The organism is Mycobacterium sp. TH-M116 (genome assembly GCF_057473685.1).
Genome location: NZ_JBYCLC010000390.1, coordinates 1 through 17,656 on the forward strand (window position 1 = coordinate 1; position 17,656 = coordinate 17,656).

The window sequence follows — 17,656 nt, forward strand, 5'->3', positions numbered from 1 at the left end:
ACCCGCTCGTCTGCGGCGTAGTCGTTGCCGGGCAGGGCCAACAGGCTGCGGTCCCAGCCCTCGGTGTAGGAGGTCAGCCCGACGCGGTCATAGGCCGCGTCGGGCTCCTCGGCGAACACTGTCACGCGCCACGCGCCTTCGCGATCGCGGGCGCGGAGCGCCTCGACAAATCGATGGCCCACCATGCCGTGGCCCACCACGACAATGTGACGGATCGCACAGTTTTCATGCGAAATCCCCTCGGCGGTCACGGATTTGAGCATACCGCCAGTTGATCGAGGACCCTTCCCTTGGTGTTACACGTAGATGACGGAGTGCTCACGCGAAAACGCGGTCCCGGCGAGACCGTTCGCTCCCGGCGAACTCCCAGGTGGAAATTAAGCGTGGTCGGCTCACGTTTATCGGGGTAGCCGACCGTTCGAGCGTCGGTCACAGCCAACTCACAAGGAAGCGTAAGGAGAAGCCCATGAGCAACCTCGCATTGTGGTCGCGGCCGGCCTGGGACACCGACCGGTGGTTCCGCGATTTCTTCGGCCCCGCCGCGGCGACAGACTGGTACAAACCGGCGAACCAGCAGACCGGTAGCGGTTTCCGGCCGGCCGCCGAGATCGTCAGGGACGGTGACGACGCGGTGGTACGCGTCGAGCTGCCCGGCGTCGACGTCGAGAAAGACGTCAACGTCGAGGTCGAGCGCGGCCGCCTGGTGATCCACGGCGAACACCGCGACGAGCGCGCGGACGAGCAAGAGGGCCGCACGTTGCGTGAAATTCGCTACGGCTCGTTTCGCCGGACGTTCGAGCTGCCTGCCCATGTCACGAGCGAGGCCGTCTCCGCGTCGTACGATTCCGGAGTGTTGACGGTCCGGGTCGCCGGCGTCCATGCCGGAACCGTGCCGCAGCGCATCGCGATCGCAAAGTAGCCCCCGGGTGAATCCGGCGGTGCCCGAGCGGCTCCGCCGGATTCGCCGCGGTGTGTCGTGGCTGGTGCTGTGTCGTGGCGAGTGCTGTGTCGTGGCTAGTATCGAGGCGTACTGTGATCCTCAACACCACCCTGCGAGGAGATTCGTTGACGAGCACGGCCGGTACCACGGAGCTTGACGAACTGCACGACCTCATCGGCGGTTTGCGGCGCTGTGTGGGCTCGCTCAAGGCGCAGTACGGCAACAACCTGGCGATGCGCCGCGTCGTCATCGACGCCGAGCGAATCCTGACCGACGTCGATCTGCTCGACGCTGACGTGTCCGAACTGGACTTGGCGCGGGCCGCGGTGCAGCAGTCCGGCGAAAAGATCGCCATCCCCGACACCGAGTACGACAGCGAATTCTGGCGCGATGTCGACCACGAGGGTGTCGGCGGTCACAGCAGGGACTGACTGAACCCAAACCCCCCGCGAACCAGGGGCTGCTCTCTGTGTACCCTTCGACCAACAGCCCGTTCGAAGAGGAACACTAGATGAGCGCACCCACGGCCAACCGTCCTGCGTCAGGTGTCTTTTCACCCGCGCGCGCCCGAATCGCGCAACGGACTCTGCGCTCCGACCGGTGGTGGATGTCGCCGCTGCGGATCGACCTGGGCTTTGCCGCCTTTCTCATCTATGCGACGGTGCGCGCGTTCCAGCAGGATAGCTATTTCGTCCCCAAGTACCACTACCTGACGCCGTTTTACTCGCCGTGCGTCAGCACCGGCTGCGCGAAACAGGCCAGCGAGTTCTGGCCGCAGCTCCTGCCTGACGTCTGGTGGCTGCCGTACGCTGCGCTGACACTGCCGTTCCTGCTGCTGTTCCGGCTGACGTGCTACTACTACCGTGGCGCCTACTACCGGACGGTGTGGCAGTCACCCAGCGCATGCGCGGTAGCCGAGCCCCGCGTCCACTACACCGGCGAGACCAGGTTCCCGCTGATCATCCAGAACAGTCATCGGTACTTCTTCTACGTCGCCGCGCTCATCTCGGTGATCAACACCTACGACGCGATCGTCGCCTTCCACTCCGAGGACGGACCTGGCGGGTTCGGCGTGGGTCTGGGGAACCTGATCCTCGTCGGCAACGTCATCATGCTGTGGACCTACACGCTGTCGTGCCATTCGTGCCGGCACGTGACGGGCGGGCGGCTCAAGCACTTCTCCAAGCACCCTGTGCGGTACTGGATCTGGACCAAGGTCAGCAACATCAACACCCGGCACAAGCAGTTCGCCTGGATCACGCTGGGCACCCTGATGTTCACCGATTTCTACATCGCGCTGGTCGCCAGCGGCGTCATCTCCGACCTGAGATTCGTTGGCTGAGAAGCCATTTCAGGAATACCTAGAAAAGGCTGAGTGAGGTTCCATGATTGAGGTCGAACGGCACTCCTACGACGTCGTCGTCATCGGTGCCGGCGGCTCCGGGTTGCGGGCGGTCATCGAAGCGCGCGAACGCGGCTTGCGGGTCGCAGTGGTGTGCAAGTCCCTGTTCGGCAAAGCCCACACCGTGATGGCCGAGGGCGGCTGCGCCGCTTCGATGGGTAACGCCAATCCAAAAGACAACTGGCAGACTCACTTCGGCGACACCATGCGCGGCGGAAAGTTCCTCAACAACTGGCGGATGGCCGAACTGCACGCCAAGGAGGCACCGGACCGCGTCTGGGAGCTGGAGACCTTCGGCGCGCTCTTCGACCGCACCAAAGACGGTAAGATCAGCCAGCGAAACTTCGGTGGACACACCTACCCGCGGCTGGCGCACGTCGGTGACCGCACCGGGCTGGAACTGATCCGGACCATGCAGCAGAAGATCGTCTCGCTGCAGCAGGACGACTACGCAGAGCTCGGCGACTACGAGGCGCGGATCAAGGTCTTCGCCGAATGCACGATCACCGAGCTCCTCAAAGACGGCGACCGGATCGCCGGCGCGTTCGGCTACTGGCGCGAGAGCGGCCGCTTCATCGCGTTCGAGGCCCCCGCGATCGTCATGGCCACCGGCGGGATCGGCAAGTCGTTCAAGGTCACGTCGAACTCCTGGGAGTACACCGGCGACGGGCACGCGCTGGCGCTGCGGGCGGGTGCCTCGCTGATCAACATGGAATTCATCCAGTTCCATCCGACGGGCATGGTGTGGCCGCCGAGCGTCAAGGGCATCCTGGTCACCGAAGGCGTCCGTGGCGACGGCGGCGTGCTGAAGAACTCGCAAGGCAAACGGTTCATGTTCGACTACATCCCACCGGTCTTCAAAGGCCAGTACGCCGAGAGCGAGCAAGAGGCGGACCAGTGGCTCAAGGACAACGACTCGGCCCGTCGCACCCCGGACCTGCTGCCCCGCGACGAAGTGGCGCGGGCTATCAATTCTGAGGTCAAGGCCGGGTGCGGTAGCCCGCACGGCGGCGTCTACCTGGACATCGCCTCCCGACTGACGCCCGAGCAGATCAAGCGGCGACTGCCGTCGATGTACCACCAGTTCATGGAGCTGGCCGGCGTCGACATCACCAAGGAGCCGATGGAGGTCGGGCCTACCTGTCACTACGTGATGGGCGGGATCGAGGTCGACGCCGACACGGGCGCGGCAACCGTGCCCGGACTTTTCGCCGCCGGCGAGTGCTCGGGCGGCATGCACGGCTCCAACCGGCTGGGCGGCAACTCGCTGTCGGACCTTCTGGTCTTCGGCCGGCGGGCGGGCCTGGGTGCGGCCGACTACGTGCGCGCGCTCAGCAGCCGTCCGGCGATCGGCGATCAGACCCTCGACGCCGCGGCAAAGCGGGCGCTGGCCCCCTTCGATGGACCTGCCGACAAGGCGGCGGCAGAGAATCCCTACACCCTGCAGCTGGAGCTGCAGCAGTCGATGAACGACCTCGTCGGCATCATCCGCAAGGCGGACGAGATCTCCCAGGCCTTGGAGCGGCTCGGCGAGCTCCGCGAGCGGTTCGGCAACATACGCGTCGAGGGGGGGCGGGAGTACAACCCCGGCTGGAACCTGGCCATCGACCTGCGCAACATGCTGCTGGTCAGCGAATGCGTGGCCAAGGCCGCGCTGGAGCGCACCGAGAGCCGCGGCGGGCACACCCGCGACGACCACCCGGCGATGGACCCGTCCTGGCGCAAGGTGTTGCTGGTGTGCCGCGCGGCGGCGAACTCTGACCCCGTGATCCCCGACGTCACGGTGACCCATGAGGACCAGGTACCGATGCGGGCCGATCTGATGGAGCTGTTCGAGATCTCCGAGCTGGAGAAGTATTTCACCGACGACGAACTGGCCGGGCATCCGGGACGGGCCTCAAGGACGGAGAGGTAAATGACCTACAACGCGACCCTGCGGGTGTGGCGTGGCGACGACGCCGGCGGAGCGCTGCAGGACTTCACGGTCGAGGTCAACGAGGGAGAGGTGGTGCTCGACATCATCCACCGCCTGCAGCAGACCCAGACACCCGACCTCGCGGTGCGCTGGAACTGCAAGGCGGGTAAGTGCGGCTCCTGCTCGGCCGAGATCAACGGCAAGCCCCGGCTGATGTGCATGACCCGGATGTCGACGTTCGCCGAGGACGAGACCGTCACCGTCACGCCGCTGCGAACGTTCCCGGTCATCCGTGACCTGGTCACCGACGTCTCGTTCAACTACGAGAAGGCCCGCGAGATACCGTCTTTCGCGCCGCCGAAGGACCTGCAGCCCGGCGAGTACCGGATGGCGCAGGCCGACGTGCAGCGCTCGCAGGAATTCCGCAAGTGCATCGAGTGCTTCCTGTGCCAGAACGTCTGCCACGTGATCCGTGACCACGAGGAGAACAAGAAGTCCTTCGCCGGGCCGCGATTCCTGATGCGCATCGCCGAACTGGAGATGCATCCGCTGGACACGCGTGACCGGCGCGACGACGCCCAGGAGGAGCACGGCCTCGGTTTCTGCAACATCACCAAATGCTGCACCGAGGTGTGCCCGGAGAACATCAAGATCACCGACAACGCGCTGATCCCGATGAAAGAGCGCGTCGCCGACCGCAAATACGACCCGATCGTCTGGCTGGGCAACAAGCTGTTCCGCCGCTGAGACTAGGCGCCGAGCCGCCGGAACCCGCTGCGGTGGAACACGATGGGCACCACCCCGTCGTCCACGGTCACCTCGTTGACCCGCAACACGACGATGGTGTGGTCGCCGGCCGGAATCAGCTGCTCGACCGCGCTTTCCAGCCACAGGCCGGTGCCCTTGACGAAGACCGCGCCGGAGTCGTTGGACACCGTTTCCAGGCCGGCGAACCTGTCACCGGTCTTGGCCGCCAGGGTGCGCGCGGCCGCGTCGTGGGACTCGCCCAGCACGCTGATGCCCAGCATGGGCGCGGCCTTGAGTTTGGGCCACGTGGTCGAGGTGTTCTGCACGCAGAAAGAGACCAGCGGCGGCTCCAGAGACACCGGCACGAAGGTGCTGGCCGCCAGGCCCACGCGGTTGCCGTCGACCTGAGCGGCAATGGCGACCACTCCGGAGGGAAACTGGCCGAACGCCTCGCGAAGCGTGGACGCGCTCAGCTTGTTGTTCGAGTTCATCGGACTTCGCTCGTGATCGATGGACGATATCCCGGCCGAGCCTACTAGAGCGGCAGGCGATCGACGGCCGGCGTGGCAGTCAGCCTCACGGGCCACACATCGCGCCAGCCCAACCGGTTGGTTAATTAGATTATGAAATTTAGCTCACATGGACTTGCGTGGAACCGTCCGGCGGAGATATTTTAGCAGTGTTACTGGTGGGTAACTTAGATCTGGTACCCAACCGACTGTGTGGCATTCTCAACGAGGAGGACCGTAGTGGGCCACTACAAGAGCAACGTCCGCGACCAGGTGTTCAACCTGTTCGAGGTGCTGGGCGTTGACAAGGCTTTGGCGGCGGGCGAATACGGCGACCTGGACAGCGACACCGCCCGCGACATGTTGACCGAGATCAGCCGGCTGGCCGAGGGTCCGGTCGCCGCGTCCTTCATCGAGGGGGACCGCAACCCACCCGTCTTCGACCCCAATACCCACTCCGTCACGCTGCCGGAATCCTTCAAGCAGTCCGTCCGCGCCCTGCTGGAGGCCGGCTGGGACAAGGCCGGCATCGACGAGGCCCTCGGCGGTATGCCGATGCCCAAGGCGCTGGTCTGGGCGCTGCACGAGCACGTCCTGGGCGCCAACCCGGCGGTGTGGATGTACGGCGGCGGTGCTGGATTCGCCAACGTCATCTACCACCTGGGGACCGAGGAGCAGAAGAAGTGGTCGGTGCTGTGCGCCGAGCGCGGCTGGGGTGCGACCATGGTGCTCACCGAGCCGGACGCCGGTTCGGACGTGGGCGCCGGCCGGACCAAGGCCGTCAAACAGGACGACGGGTCTTGGCACATCGAGGGCGTGAAGCGGTTCATCACCTCCGCCGACTCCGATGACCTGTTCGAGAACATCGTCCACCTGGTGCTCGCCCGCCCGGAGGACGCCGGTCCCGGCACCAAGGGCCTGTCTCTGTTCATGGTCCCCAAGTTCCTGTTCGACTTCGAGACGGGCGAACCCGGAGAGCGCAACGGCGTGTTCGTGACCAACGTCGAGCACAAGATGGGCCTGAAGGTCTCGGCGACCTGTGAGCTGTCTTTCGGCCAGCACGACGTGCCCGCCAAGGGCTGGCTGGTCGGCGAGGTCCACAACGGCATCGCGCAGATGTTCGAGGTCATCGAGATGGCCCGGATGATGGTCGGCACCAAGGCCATCGCAACCCTGTCGACCGGCTACCTGAACGCGCTGGAGTACGCCAAGTCCCGCGTGCAGGGCGCCGACATGACACAGATGACCGACAAGACGGCACCGCGGGTGACCATCACCCATCATCCCGACGTGCGCCGGTCGCTGATGACGCAGAAGGCCTATGCCGAGGGCCTGCGCGCGCTCTATCTCTTCACTGCGACCTATCAGGACGCGGCGGTCGCCGAAGCCGTGCACGGCGTCGACGCCGACCTGGCCGTCAAGGTCAACGACCTGATGCTGCCGGTGGTCAAGGGCGTGGGCTCCGAACAGGCCTATGCCAAGCTGACCGAGAGCCTGCAGACACTGGGCGGGTCCGGCTTCCTCCAGGATTACCCGATCGAGCAATACATCCGGGACGCCAAGATCGACTCGCTGTACGAGGGCACCACCGCCATCCAGGCGCAGGACTTCTTCTTCCGCAAGATCGTCCGCGACAAGGGTGTGGCCCTGGCCCACGTGTCCGGCCAGATCCGCGAGTTCGTGGACAGCGAGTCCGGCAACGGCCGCCTGAAGGCCGAGCGCAAGCTGTTGGCCAAGGCGCTGGCCGACGTCGAGGCGATGGCGAGTGCGCTGACCGGCTACCTCATGGCCGCCCAGGAAGACGTCAGCAGCCTGTACAAGGTCGGCCTGGGATCGGTGCGCTTCCTGATGAGCGTCGGCGACCTCGTCATCGGCTGGCTGCTGCAGCGTCAGGCCGCGGTGGCCGTGCAGGCGCTCGACGCCGGCGCCGACGGCGACGACCGCGCGTTCTACGAGGGCAAGGTTGCGGTTGCGTCGTTTTTCGCGAAGAACTTCCTGCCGATGCTGGGCGCCACCCGCGAGGTGATCGAGACGCTCGACAACGACATCATGGAACTCGACGAAGCCGCCTTCTGACGGGCGATCGATCAAGGGTTGCCCCGTATTGCCGTCGGGCCGGGGGGGTGGACGACAACACGGGGCTTCCCAGACCGATGGATACCCAGCTTCGGGACCGCTAACCGGATGTGACTCGTGTCATCGCCGCTGTTCGGGTGCCGTCATGCGGCGAGGATCGCCGCAACGCCCTGGCCGCCGGCAGCGCAGATCGAGATCAGCGCCCGGACGGTCCCGCTGCCTTTTCGCTCCGCTTTCTTCTCGGCGACCTGCTTGGCCGCCTGGGCGAGGATGCGGCCACCCGTGGCCGCGAAAGGGTGGCCGGCGGCCAGTGACGAACCGTTGACGTTGAGCTTGGACCGGTCTATCGAACCCAGCGCTGCGTCCAGACCCAGCCGCTGCTTGCAGTACTCCTGCGATTCCCACGCCTGCAGGTGCGCCAGCACCACTGACGCGAACGCCTCGTGGATCTCGTAGAAGTCAAAATCCTGCAATCCCAGTCCGTTTCTCGCCAGCAGTCGCGGCACCGCGTAGGTCGGCGCCATGAGCAGGCCGTCACGTCCGTTGACGTAGTCCACCGCGGCGGTCTCCACGTCCAGCAAGTAAGCCAGCGGCACCCGGGCATGCCCGTTCGCCCAGTCCTCGGAAGCCAGCAGTGCCACCGACGCCCCGTCGGTCAGCGGTGTCGAGTTGCCGGCCGTCATCGTCGCGTCACCGGCCTTGACCCCGAAAACCGGCTTCAAGGTGGCCAACTTTTCCGCGCTGGAGTCCGGACGCAGGTTGTCGTCGCGGTAAAGCCCCAGAAACGGCGTGACCAGGTCGTCGAAGAAGCCCCGGTCGTAGGCGGCGGCCATGTTGCGATGGCTGGCGGCGGCCAATTCGTCCTGATCGACGCGTTTGATGCCCATCTGCTTGGCGGTGACGGCCGCGTGCTCGCCCATCGACATCCCGGTGCGCCGCTCGCTGTTGGCCGGGATCTCGACACCGAGGCTGGCGGGCAGCGCGCCGATCAGCTTCAGCCGTTCGACGTTGGACGTGGACCGGCGCAGGCGCAGCAGGCTGCGGCGCAGGTTGTCGCCCAGCCCGATCGGCGGGTCGGAGGTGGTGTCCACCCCGCCGGCCACGGCCACCTCGTAGCGTCCTGCGGCGATGCCGTCAGCCGCGGCGATCGCCGCCTGCAGGCCTGTGCCACAAGCCTGTTGGACGTCGAACGCCGGCGTGTACGGCGACAGCTCGCAACCCAGCACGGATTCGCGCGTCAGGTTGAAGTCGCGGCTGTGTTTGAGCACGGCGCCGCCGACCACCACGCCCAGCCGTTCTCCGGCCAGACCGAACCGGTCCACCAGCCCGTCCAGCGCCGCGGTGAACATGTCCTGGTTGGACGCCTCGGCGTAGGCGCCGTCCGAGCGGGCGAAGGGGATCCGGTTGCCACCCAGCACCGCGACGCGTCGCCTGGTCTGCGCACTCGTCGGGGCAGCCTGGTTGTTTGCCTGTGCAGGGGCCACGTTCGTCTCCAGTTGTCAGTATGGTTCGTCAGTCGAGATGGTTCGTCAGTCGAGATGGTTCGTCAGTCGAGGGCCATACTACCGACTGTTATTACTCTGAAGTAAGTTCATCCTCGATACGGTTGACCCTACGGGACCCGAAACCACCGACACGGAAGGCAGCGCAGTGACACCCAAGCTTTCGTCCGACCTGTTGTCACAGGTCGTCAACTCCGGCCCGGGGTCGTTCCTGGCGAAACAATTCGGTCTCCCCCAGCCCGAGCCGCTGCGCCGCTACCAAGCCGGCGAGCCACCGCTGGCCGGATCACTGCTGACAGGCGGGGACGGCAGACTGGTCGAGCCGATACGAGCCGCACTGGCGCAGGACTACGACCTGGTGGGCGACAACATGGGCGGCCGCTGGGCCGACACATTCGGCGGCCTGGTCTTCGACGCGACCGGGATCACGTCGCCGGCCGGCCTGCGGCAGCTGCGCGAATTCTTCACCCCGGTGCTACGCAACCTCGGTCACTGCTCGCGGGTCGTGGTCGTCGGCACCACGCCCGACGCCTTGCCCAACACCACGGCCGGCACCGACGAACACATCGCGCAGCGCTCGCTGGAAGGCTTCACGCGCTCTCTGGGCAAGGAATTGCGGCACGGCGCCACGGCGGCGCTGGTATACCTGTCGCCGCACGCCAAGCCAGCCGCGACGGGCCTGGAATCGACCCTGCGGTTCATCTTGTCGGCGAAGTCGGCCTACGTGGACGGCCAGGTGTTCTTCGTCGGGGAGGCCGACTCCACGGCGCCGGCCGACTGGGACCGCCCGCTGGACGGCAAGGTTGCCATTGTGACCGGCGCCGCCCGAGGCATCGGCGCGACCATCGCCGAGGTGTTCGGCCGCGACGGCGCGCGGGTCGTCGCGGTCGACGTGGAGTCGGCCGCCGAGCCGCTGGCCGAGGTCGCGAGCCGGGTGGGAGGCACCGCCCTGGCGCTCGACGTCACCGCCGAGGACGCCGTCGGCAAGATCACCCAGCACCTGCGCGACCATTACGGCGGCCACGCCGATGTGCTGGTCAACAACGCCGGCATCACCCGCGACAAGCTGCTGGCCAACATGGACGACGCCCGCTGGGACGCCGTATTGGCGGTCAATCTGCTGGCCCCGCTGCGGCTCACCGAGGGACTGGTCGAGGGCGGCAGCATCGGCGAAGGCGGCCGGGTGATCGGTCTGTCCTCGATGGCCGGCATCGCGGGCAACCGCGGGCAGACCAACTACGCCACCACCAAGGCCGGGATGATCGGCCTGACCCAGGCGCTGGCACCCGGACTGCACGAGAAAGGCATCACGATCAACGCCGTCGCACCCGGCTTCATCGAGACTCAGATGACCGCGGCCATCCCGCTGGCGACCCGCGAGGTGGGCCGCCGCATGAATTCGCTGCTGCAGGGCGGTCAGCCGGTCGACGTGGCGGAGACGATCGCCTACTTCGCCAGCCCGGCTTCCAACGCGGTGACCGGCAACGTCATCCGCGTCTGCGGCCAGGCCATGCTCGGCGCGTGACCAGGCCCCCCGGGAGGACACGATGAATCAGCCGAGCGGCATGCTGAACATGCTGCGCGCCGCGGCCGGGGCCCTGCCTCTGGTGGCCCGTTCGGACCAACTGCCCACCCGCACGGTCACACTCGACGAGTTGCCCATCGACCACACCAACGTGGCCGAGTACGCGGCGCTCACCGGACTGCGCTACGGCAACCACGTGCCGCTGACCTACCCCTTCGCGTTGACGTTCCCCGCGGTGATGTCGCTGGTGACCGGCTTCGACTTTCCCTTCGCGGCGATGGGAGCGGTGCATACCGAGAACCACATCACCGCGTACCGGCCCATCGCGGTGACCGACTCGGTCGGTGTGCGTGTGCGCGCGGAGAACCTGCGCGAACACCGCAAGGGCTTGCTCGTCGACCTGGTGACCGACGTCAGCGTCGGCAACGAGACGGCGTGGCACCAGGTCACGACCTTCCTGCACCAGCAGCGCACGAGCCTGTCGGACGAACCCAAACCCCCGGCGCCCAAGCCGCCGAAGTTGCGCCCGCCCAGCGCGCTGCTGCGGGTCACGCCGGCACAGATCCGCCGCTATGCCGCCGTCGCGGGCGACCACAACCCGATCCACACCAACCCGATCGCCGCCAGGATGTTCGGGTTCCCGACGATGATCGCGCACGGGATGTTCAGCGCTGCAGCAGTTTTAGCGAACATCGAGGCGTTGCTGCCAGACGCGGTGAGCTATTCGGTGCGGTTCGGCAAGCCGCTGGTGCTGCCCGCCACCGCCGGTTTGTACGTCCGGGAATGCGACACGAACGGCGCGGGCTGGGACCTGGCGCTGCGCAACGCCGCCAAGGGATACCCGTACCTGACGGGCACCGTCCGCGGGCTGTGACCCGTTTCCGGGCTCAGCGAACTCGCAGCACAGATCGGAGCATGTGCGCGCCGACCGCGGTGACCGCGAAGACCGGGAGCAGCCACAGCGGGGGCTCGGCGAGTTCCCAGACGAAGATCGCAGCCCACAGCGGCGAACCTTGGGTGACCGCGAGCACTCCCGCGGCCCCGGCCAGCGAGACCGTCGGCAGATGCAGATGCGTCCCGGCTGCCCAATTGGTGACCAACGCCAACAGCGACCCGGCCGCCGCACCGGTGGCCAGCGACGGAGTCAGCATGCCGCCGGCTCCCCCGGCCCGTAGGAACAGCGCGGTCAGCAGTGGTTTGAGGACCAGGATCACCGCCGCGGCGGCCAGCGTCATACCACTGGCCAGGCTGACGGTCAGGATGCTTCTCCCGTTCCCGGGCAGTTCTGGCCACCAGTGCGAGCAGGTGCCCATCACCAGACCGGCCGCCGCGAGCGCGGGGATCAGCACCCACGTCCGCATCGTGCGCCGTGGCCGGGCAGCAGTCATCAGCCGCTCGAATGCCAGACCCACTGCGAGTGCCACCGGGGCCAGCAACAGCGCGTGCCCGGTCAGCACAGGGGACAAGCGCGGATCGGGCCAGTCCAGCTCGGGGCGGTCCTTGGTGATCAGCGAACCGACCGCGACGGCGAGGCTGGAGGTGATCAGCGCCACCCCGACCGCCCGCAACCGCCACGTGTTCAAGATGATGCGCACCGAGAACAGTGCACCGGCCACTGGAACGGCGTAGACCGCGCCGAGCCCGGCCCCTGCCGCACACGCCAGCAGGATCTGCCGGTCGCCCGCGGACAGCCTCCTGAGCCAACCGATGGCCGCATCGCCGAGGGCGGCCGCGAACTGGCGCGGGGCGCCCTCCCGGCCCAGGGATGCCCCGGACCCGACCAGCACGATCTGCAGCAGGGCGTCGATGCTCCACGCCAGCCGCGGCACCCGGTCATGGCGGGCGATGGCCTGCGCGAGCTCGGGAACCTCCGTCGTGCGCCGCAGGGCCCACCAGCCGACCCCCGCCAGCACACCGCCGATCATCGGCCCGAGCACGCGACGCACCGGGCCGCTGGCATTGATGCCGGCGAGCAGCGTGCCGAACGTGTAGTGGTACGTCAGGTGCTCGACGAAGCGCAGCACCGCCGACGTCGTCAACCCGGCGACCCCGGCGAGCAAGCCAACGACGATCACCGCGCAGAAGAAGTCCAGATTGCGGCGCACGAAGGTAGGGGTTACCCGGACAGCGTGCTCGGACCGCCGACATCGGGCAACGCCGACGCGGGCTCGCGATCCTCCGGGACGCCACGCAGACCGTGCCAGAACAGATCGATCATCAGTTCGGCCGCCTCGTCGACGTCGATGTCATCGGTGGACAACCGGGTGGCCATCGCCTCACCCGCGCCCACCAGCGCCACCGCCATCATCTGGCACTCGATCTCTGACCGCGGGATGCGGCTGCCCGCGCACACCAGTCCCGCCACCATCTCGATGACCTGTTCGCGGCCGTCACGGACGATGTGGGCGAACGCCTGCGAGCTGCTGGCCTGGGTGTACATCACGATCCACGACGCCCGGTTCGTGTCGATGTAGCGCAGGAATGACACGATCGTGGTGCGCAGCAGGTCCCGGGGATTCTCAGTGAAGTCGATGTCGGCGCGCACGGCGTCGATGAACCGGTTCAGCTCGCGGTCCAGGCAGGCGCCGAAAAGGTCTTCTTTGGAGCCATAGTAAAGGTAGAGCATCGGCTTGGAGATCTGCGCTTCCGCGGCGATGGCGTCCATCGAGGTCTCGTGGTAACCGTTGACCGAGAACATCTGCACCGCGGCGTCGAGCATCTGCTGCTCGCGCACGGCGCGGGGCAGCCGCTTGGTGCCACCTGCCATCGTCGCGCCCTTCCAGCCCCGCTGTCTGCAATTAGAGTAGCGGGCCTGCCGGGGCTTCAGTGCCCGCAGGCCCGGTTGCGGCCCTTCATCGTCGCCACGCGCACCACCGAGTCGTTGACTGCCGGCATCGCCAGTTCCCCGGCGACGACCGCCTTGTCCAGCCGGTCGAGCACCGCGGGAACCTCGGCGGTGGTGACCCAGAGTGCGATGTCGGTGCCGGCCTGCAGGCTGCGCAGGACGGCTTCGGCCACGCCGTACCGATCGGAGATTGCGGCCATGCTCGACAAGTCGTCGCTGAACACCGGGCCGCTGAACGCCGGCCCGCCGTAGCCGGTGCCGTCACGCAGCAACTGCACCGCGGGCCGGCTGAGACTGGCCGGGGCGCCGTCGGTCAGTCCCGGGACCTGCAGGTGCCCCATCATCACCGCGACCGGGGCCGCCTTCACCAACGTTCGGTAGGGCACCAGGTCGTCGCCTTGCAGGTCGCTCAGTGGCGGCGTCACCACCGCACCGGAATGCGAATCGCCCGAGCCGTGCCCGTGCCCGGGAAAATGCTTGAGCACCGGCAGCAGCCCGGCGTCGCGCAACCCCTGCGCATACGCGCCGGCGTAGGCGGTCACGGTAGCCGGGTCGCTGCCGAACGAGCGGTCGCCGATCACGGTGTCGTCGGGGGCGTCGGTGACGTCTGCCACCGGGGCGAAGTCGACGGTGATGCCGAGGTCGCGCATCTTCTTGCCGCGGTCGGCCGCCAGGTCGCGCACCTGGTCGGCGGTCTGCGTCTCCGCCAGCACCCGGGGTGCGGGCGCGGACCCGATCAGCGACTTCAACCGGGACACCCGGCCGCCCTCTTCGTCGACGCTGACCGCCAGCGGCAGCGGACCCGCGTGCGCTGCGATGTCGGCCAGGGGGCCGCGGAAAATCGACAGATCCGTCCAGCTTCCGATGAAGATGCCGCCGACGTGGTAATCGTTGACGACAGCCCGCGCGTCGTCGGCGTTTTTCACTCCCACCATCAACAGCTGCGCCAGCTTGTCGCGGGTCGACAGTTGGGCCGTGGGGTCCCCGCAGACCGGCGCGGGAGCGGGGGCCGGCTTGGCCGCCGCGCCCGAGGAGCCGGCCGGGGGCCGCGCGGCGTGGTGGCCGCAGCTCGCCACCAGCGCTCCCGCCAAGACCAACGTTGCGGTGGCCAGCACGGCCCGGTTGCGCGGGAAGGGCATCGGCACATGGTGTCACGGCTGCCCGCTCCGGCCGGCGCCGGTCGCTCGTCTGCTAAGTTGGCGCTGAGTCTGCCAGTCCCGAGGAGCCCGAGGAGAGCCTCCGATGAACCGGATCGTTGCGCCTGCCGCCGCCAGCGTGGTGGTCGGTCTGTTGCTGGGCGCAGCAGCGACTTTCGGGGTCACGCTGATGGTGGAGCAGGACAAGAAACCGCCACTACCCGGGGGCGATCCGCAGACGTCAGTGCTCAACCGGGTCGAATACGGCAACCGCAGCTAGCCCGGCGCAGGCAGCCACCTGCGCCCGGGCCGGTGCGCCGGTCCCGTCGCCGGCGGCCGCCCCCCTGTCTCGCCGGTGGTTGCTGGCGGTCGGAGCCATCTCGCTGGCGTTGACGTTCGCCCAGTCCCCCGGCCAAGTCTCCCCCGACACCAAACTCGACCTCACCGCCAACCCGCTGCGGTTTCTGGCCCGCGCGACCACCCTGTGGAACAGCGACCTGCCGTTCGGCCAGACGCAGAACCAGGCCTACGGCTACTTGTTCCCGCACGGCACCTTCTTCCTGGCCGGCCACCTGTTGGGCCTGCCCGGGTGGGTGACCCAGCGCCTGTGGTGGGCGCTGCTGCTCGTCGCGGGTTTCTGGGGGCTGCTGCGGGTCGCCGAGGCGCTGGGCGTCGGCGTCCCGGCCTCCCGGGTGGTCGCCGCGGCGGCGTTCGCGCTGTCGCCCCGGGTGCTGAGCACACTCGGGTCGATCTCCTCGGAAACACTGCCGATGATGCTGGCGCCCTGGGTGCTGCTGCCGACGATCCTGGCACTGCGGGGCGGCGCGGGATCGGCTTCGGCCAGGTCGGTGCGGGCGCTCGCCGGGCAGGCCGGGCTGGCGGTCGCGTTGATGGGCGCGGTCAACGCGATCGCGACGCTGGCCGGCTGCCTGCCCGCGGTCATCTGGTGGGCCTGTCATCGACCCGGCCGACTGTGGTGGCGCTACACCGGTTGGTGGCTGCTGTCGGTGTCCCTGGCCGTGCTGTGGTGGGTGATGGCGCTGGCCCGGTTGCACGCCGTCAGCCCGCCGTTCCTGGATTTCATCGAATCCTCGGGCGTGACCACCCAGTGGTCGTCGTTGACCGAGATCCTGCGCGGCACCGACAGCTGGACCCCGTTCGTGGCGCCGACCGCCACCGCGGGCGCGCCGTTGGTGACGGGGTCGGCGGCCATCCTGGGCACGTGCCTGGTCGCGGCGGCCGGGCTGGCCGGGCTGGCCGGCTTGAACAACGGCGGGGGCATGCCCGTGCGAGGCCGGCTGGTGACGATGCTGCTGGTCGGCGTGCTGCTGATGGCCGCGGGCTACAGCGGAGGCCTGGGATCGCCGCTGGCCCACCAGGTGCAGGCGTTCCTCGACGCCGGCGGCGCGCCGTTGCGCAACGTGCACAAGCTGGACTCGGTCGTCCGGATCCCGGTGGTGCTGGGCCTCGCCCAGTTGCTGGGCCGGGTGCCCCTGCCCGGTGGCGGCCCGGACGGGGCGCCGCGGGCGGACTGGCTGCGGGCGTTCGCCCACCCGGAACGCGACAAGCGGGTCGCCGTCGCGATCGTGGTGTTCACGGGGTTGCTGGTCAGCACGTCGCTGGCCTGGAGTGGCCGCCTCACCCCGCCGGGCACGTTCACGGCGATCCCCCGCTACTGGCAGGACACCGCCGCCTGGCTCGACGAGCACAATACGGGGACACCCCGGCCCGGACGCGTGCTCGTGGCGCCCGGGGCGCCGTTCGCCACCCAGATGTGGGGCACCAGCCACGACGAACCGCTGCAGGTGCTCGGCAACAGCCCGTGGGGGGTTCGCGACTCCATTCCCTTGACCCCGCCGCAGACCATCCGGGCGCTGGATTCGGTGCAACGACTGTTCGCCGCCGGGCGCCCGTCGGCGGGCCTCGCCGATACCCTTGCCCGCCAGGGAATTTCATACGTTGTGTTGCGCAACGACCTGGATCCGGACACGTCGCGCGCGGCGCGCCCCATCCTGGTGCACCGCGCCGTGGAAGGGTCGCCGCGCCTGACGAAGGTTGCGCAGTTCGGCGCGCCGGTGGGCCCCGGCGCCGTGGCGGGCTTCGTCGCGGACGGCGGGCTTCGGCCGCGCTACCCCGCCGTGGAGATCTACCGCGTCGCTGTCGCAGGCAATCCCGGTGCGCCCTATTTCGCCGACCTCGACGGGCTGGCCCGGGTCGACGGCGGGCCCGAGGTGCTCCTGCGCCTCGACGAGCGCCGGCGGCTGCGGGGGCAGCCGGCGCTGGGTCCGGTGCTGATGACCGCGGATGCGCGGCGCGCGGGCCTGCCGACCCCGCGGGTGACCGTCACCGACACCCCGGTGGCCCGCGAGACCGACTACGGCCGGGTGGACCAGCACTCCTCGGCGATCCGGGCGGCCGGTGACGCCCGGAACACCTTCAACCGGGTGCCCGACTACCCGGTTCCGGGCGCCGAGACGGTGTTGGGCACCTGGACGGGCGGCCGCATCACCGTGTCCAGTTCCTCGTCGGACGCCACCGCGATGCCCGACGTCGCCGCGGCCACCTCCCCCGCCGCCGCGATCGACGGCGACCCGGCGACCGCCTGGGTCTCCAACGGACTGCAGGCGGCGATCGGGCAGTGGCTGCAGGTCGACTTCGACCACCCGGTGACCAACGCCGTCATCACGGTGACGCCCAGCCCGACCGCCGTCGGCGCGCAGGTGCGCCGCATGCTGGTCGAAACCGCCACCGGCAGCACGACTCTACGATTCGACGAGGCCGGCAAGCCGCTGACCGCCGCCCTGCCCTACGGCGAGACCCCGTGGGTGCGGATCACCGCGGCCGGCACCGACAGCGGGTCCTCGGGCGTGCAGTTCGGCATCACCGAATTGTCGATCACCCAGTACGACGCGTCGGGGTTCGCTCATCCCGTCGACCTACGGCACACCGCGCTGGTTCCGGCACCGCCGCCGGGTGCGGCCGTCGCGGGCTGGGACCTGGGCCCAGAATTGCTCGGTCGGCCGGGGTGCGCCCCAGCTCCGGGCAGCGTGCGCTGCGCG

General features: G+C 68.4%; 16 protein-coding genes. 10 read left to right on the forward strand and 6 right to left on the reverse strand.

Going from position 1 to position 17,656, the window contains the following annotated elements; all coding sequences use genetic code 11:
* On the reverse strand, positions 1-185 hold a 185-nt coding region (locus tag AC2VOK_RS20245; protein ID WP_428902053.1), incomplete at its 3' end, for a hypothetical protein.
* A gap of 281 nt (positions 186-466) precedes the next feature.
* Between AC2VOK_RS20245 and AC2VOK_RS20250 the strand changes: the two genes are divergently transcribed.
* From AC2VOK_RS20250 to AC2VOK_RS20270, 5 genes are all read left to right on the forward strand, one after another.
* A complete protein-coding gene (locus AC2VOK_RS20250) occupies positions 467-919 on the forward strand; it encodes an Hsp20/alpha crystallin family protein (RefSeq protein WP_428902040.1) in 453 nt (150 codons plus the stop codon).
* Between the two features lie 146 nt (positions 920-1,065).
* The gene (locus tag AC2VOK_RS20255) at positions 1,066-1,371 is read left to right on the forward strand and encodes a hypothetical protein (protein WP_428902041.1); all 306 of its coding nucleotides are present in this window, start codon (positions 1,066-1,068) and stop codon (positions 1,369-1,371) included.
* Positions 1,372-1,451: 80 nt separating this feature from the next.
* A complete protein-coding gene (locus tag AC2VOK_RS20260) occupies positions 1,452-2,282 on the forward strand; it encodes a hypothetical protein (protein WP_428902042.1) in 831 nt (276 codons plus the stop codon).
* A gap of 43 nt (positions 2,283-2,325) precedes the next feature.
* Complete coding sequence (locus AC2VOK_RS20265; RefSeq protein ID WP_428902043.1) at positions 2,326-4,257, forward strand: fumarate reductase/succinate dehydrogenase flavoprotein subunit; 1,932 nt, start codon at positions 2,326-2,328, stop codon at positions 4,255-4,257.
* Complete coding sequence (locus AC2VOK_RS20270; RefSeq protein ID WP_428902044.1) at positions 4,258-5,004, forward strand: succinate dehydrogenase/fumarate reductase iron-sulfur subunit; 747 nt, start codon at positions 4,258-4,260, stop codon at positions 5,002-5,004.
* Between the two features lie 2 nt (positions 5,005-5,006).
* Here AC2VOK_RS20270 and AC2VOK_RS20275 read toward each other — a convergent pair whose 3' ends face one another.
* A complete protein-coding gene (locus tag AC2VOK_RS20275) occupies positions 5,007-5,495 on the reverse strand; it encodes a flavin reductase family protein (RefSeq protein ID WP_428902045.1) in 489 nt (162 codons plus the stop codon).
* 258 nt (positions 5,496-5,753) lie between these two features.
* Here AC2VOK_RS20275 and AC2VOK_RS20280 point away from each other — a divergent pair, with 258 nt between their 5' ends.
* Positions 5,754-7,589 (forward strand): acyl-CoA dehydrogenase, encoded by a 1,836-nt coding sequence (locus AC2VOK_RS20280; RefSeq protein ID WP_428902046.1) that lies wholly within the window; start codon positions 5,754-5,756, stop codon positions 7,587-7,589.
* A 143-nt stretch (positions 7,590-7,732) separates the two neighbouring features.
* On the opposite strand, the gene AC2VOK_RS20285 is transcribed toward AC2VOK_RS20280, so the two are convergent.
* The gene (locus AC2VOK_RS20285; protein WP_428902047.1) at positions 7,733-9,073 is read right to left on the reverse strand and encodes an acetyl-CoA C-acetyltransferase; all 1,341 of its coding nucleotides are present in this window, start codon (positions 9,071-9,073) and stop codon (positions 7,733-7,735) included.
* A gap of 166 nt (positions 9,074-9,239) precedes the next feature.
* Between AC2VOK_RS20285 and AC2VOK_RS20290 the strand changes: the two genes are divergently transcribed.
* Positions 9,240-10,616, forward strand: coding sequence for a 3-oxoacyl-ACP reductase (locus tag AC2VOK_RS20290; RefSeq protein ID WP_428902048.1), 1,377 nt, complete (start codon positions 9,240-9,242; stop codon positions 10,614-10,616).
* Between the two features lie 22 nt (positions 10,617-10,638).
* Complete coding sequence (locus AC2VOK_RS20295; protein WP_428902049.1) at positions 10,639-11,490, forward strand: MaoC/PaaZ C-terminal domain-containing protein; 852 nt, start codon at positions 10,639-10,641, stop codon at positions 11,488-11,490.
* 13 nt (positions 11,491-11,503) lie between these two features.
* Here AC2VOK_RS20295 and AC2VOK_RS20300 read toward each other — a convergent pair whose 3' ends face one another.
* From AC2VOK_RS20300 to AC2VOK_RS20310, 3 genes are read right to left on the reverse strand one after another with little or no spacing between them, the layout of a single operon-like run.
* Positions 11,504-12,721, reverse strand: coding sequence for a chloride channel protein (locus AC2VOK_RS20300; RefSeq protein WP_428902050.1), 1,218 nt, complete (start codon positions 12,719-12,721; stop codon positions 11,504-11,506).
* Between the two features lie 11 nt (positions 12,722-12,732).
* A complete protein-coding gene (locus tag AC2VOK_RS20305; protein WP_428902051.1) occupies positions 12,733-13,383 on the reverse strand; it encodes a TetR/AcrR family transcriptional regulator in 651 nt (216 codons plus the stop codon).
* Between the two features lie 56 nt (positions 13,384-13,439).
* Positions 13,440-14,600, reverse strand: a complete 1,161-nt coding sequence (locus tag AC2VOK_RS20310; protein ID WP_428902052.1) for a glycoside hydrolase family 3 N-terminal domain-containing protein — start codon at positions 14,598-14,600, stop codon at positions 13,440-13,442.
* A 103-nt stretch (positions 14,601-14,703) separates the two neighbouring features.
* Between AC2VOK_RS20310 and AC2VOK_RS20315 the strand changes: the two genes are divergently transcribed.
* Both AC2VOK_RS20315 and AC2VOK_RS20320 read left to right on the forward strand, forming a co-directional pair.
* Entirely contained in the window at positions 14,704-14,877 is a 174-nt protein-coding gene (locus AC2VOK_RS20315) for a DUF2613 domain-containing protein (RefSeq protein WP_421528912.1), read from the forward strand.
* 64 nt (positions 14,878-14,941) lie between these two features.
* The coding region (locus AC2VOK_RS20320; RefSeq protein ID WP_428902054.1) for a DUF3367 domain-containing protein at positions 14,942-17,656 on the forward strand (2,715 nt) is incomplete at its 3' end.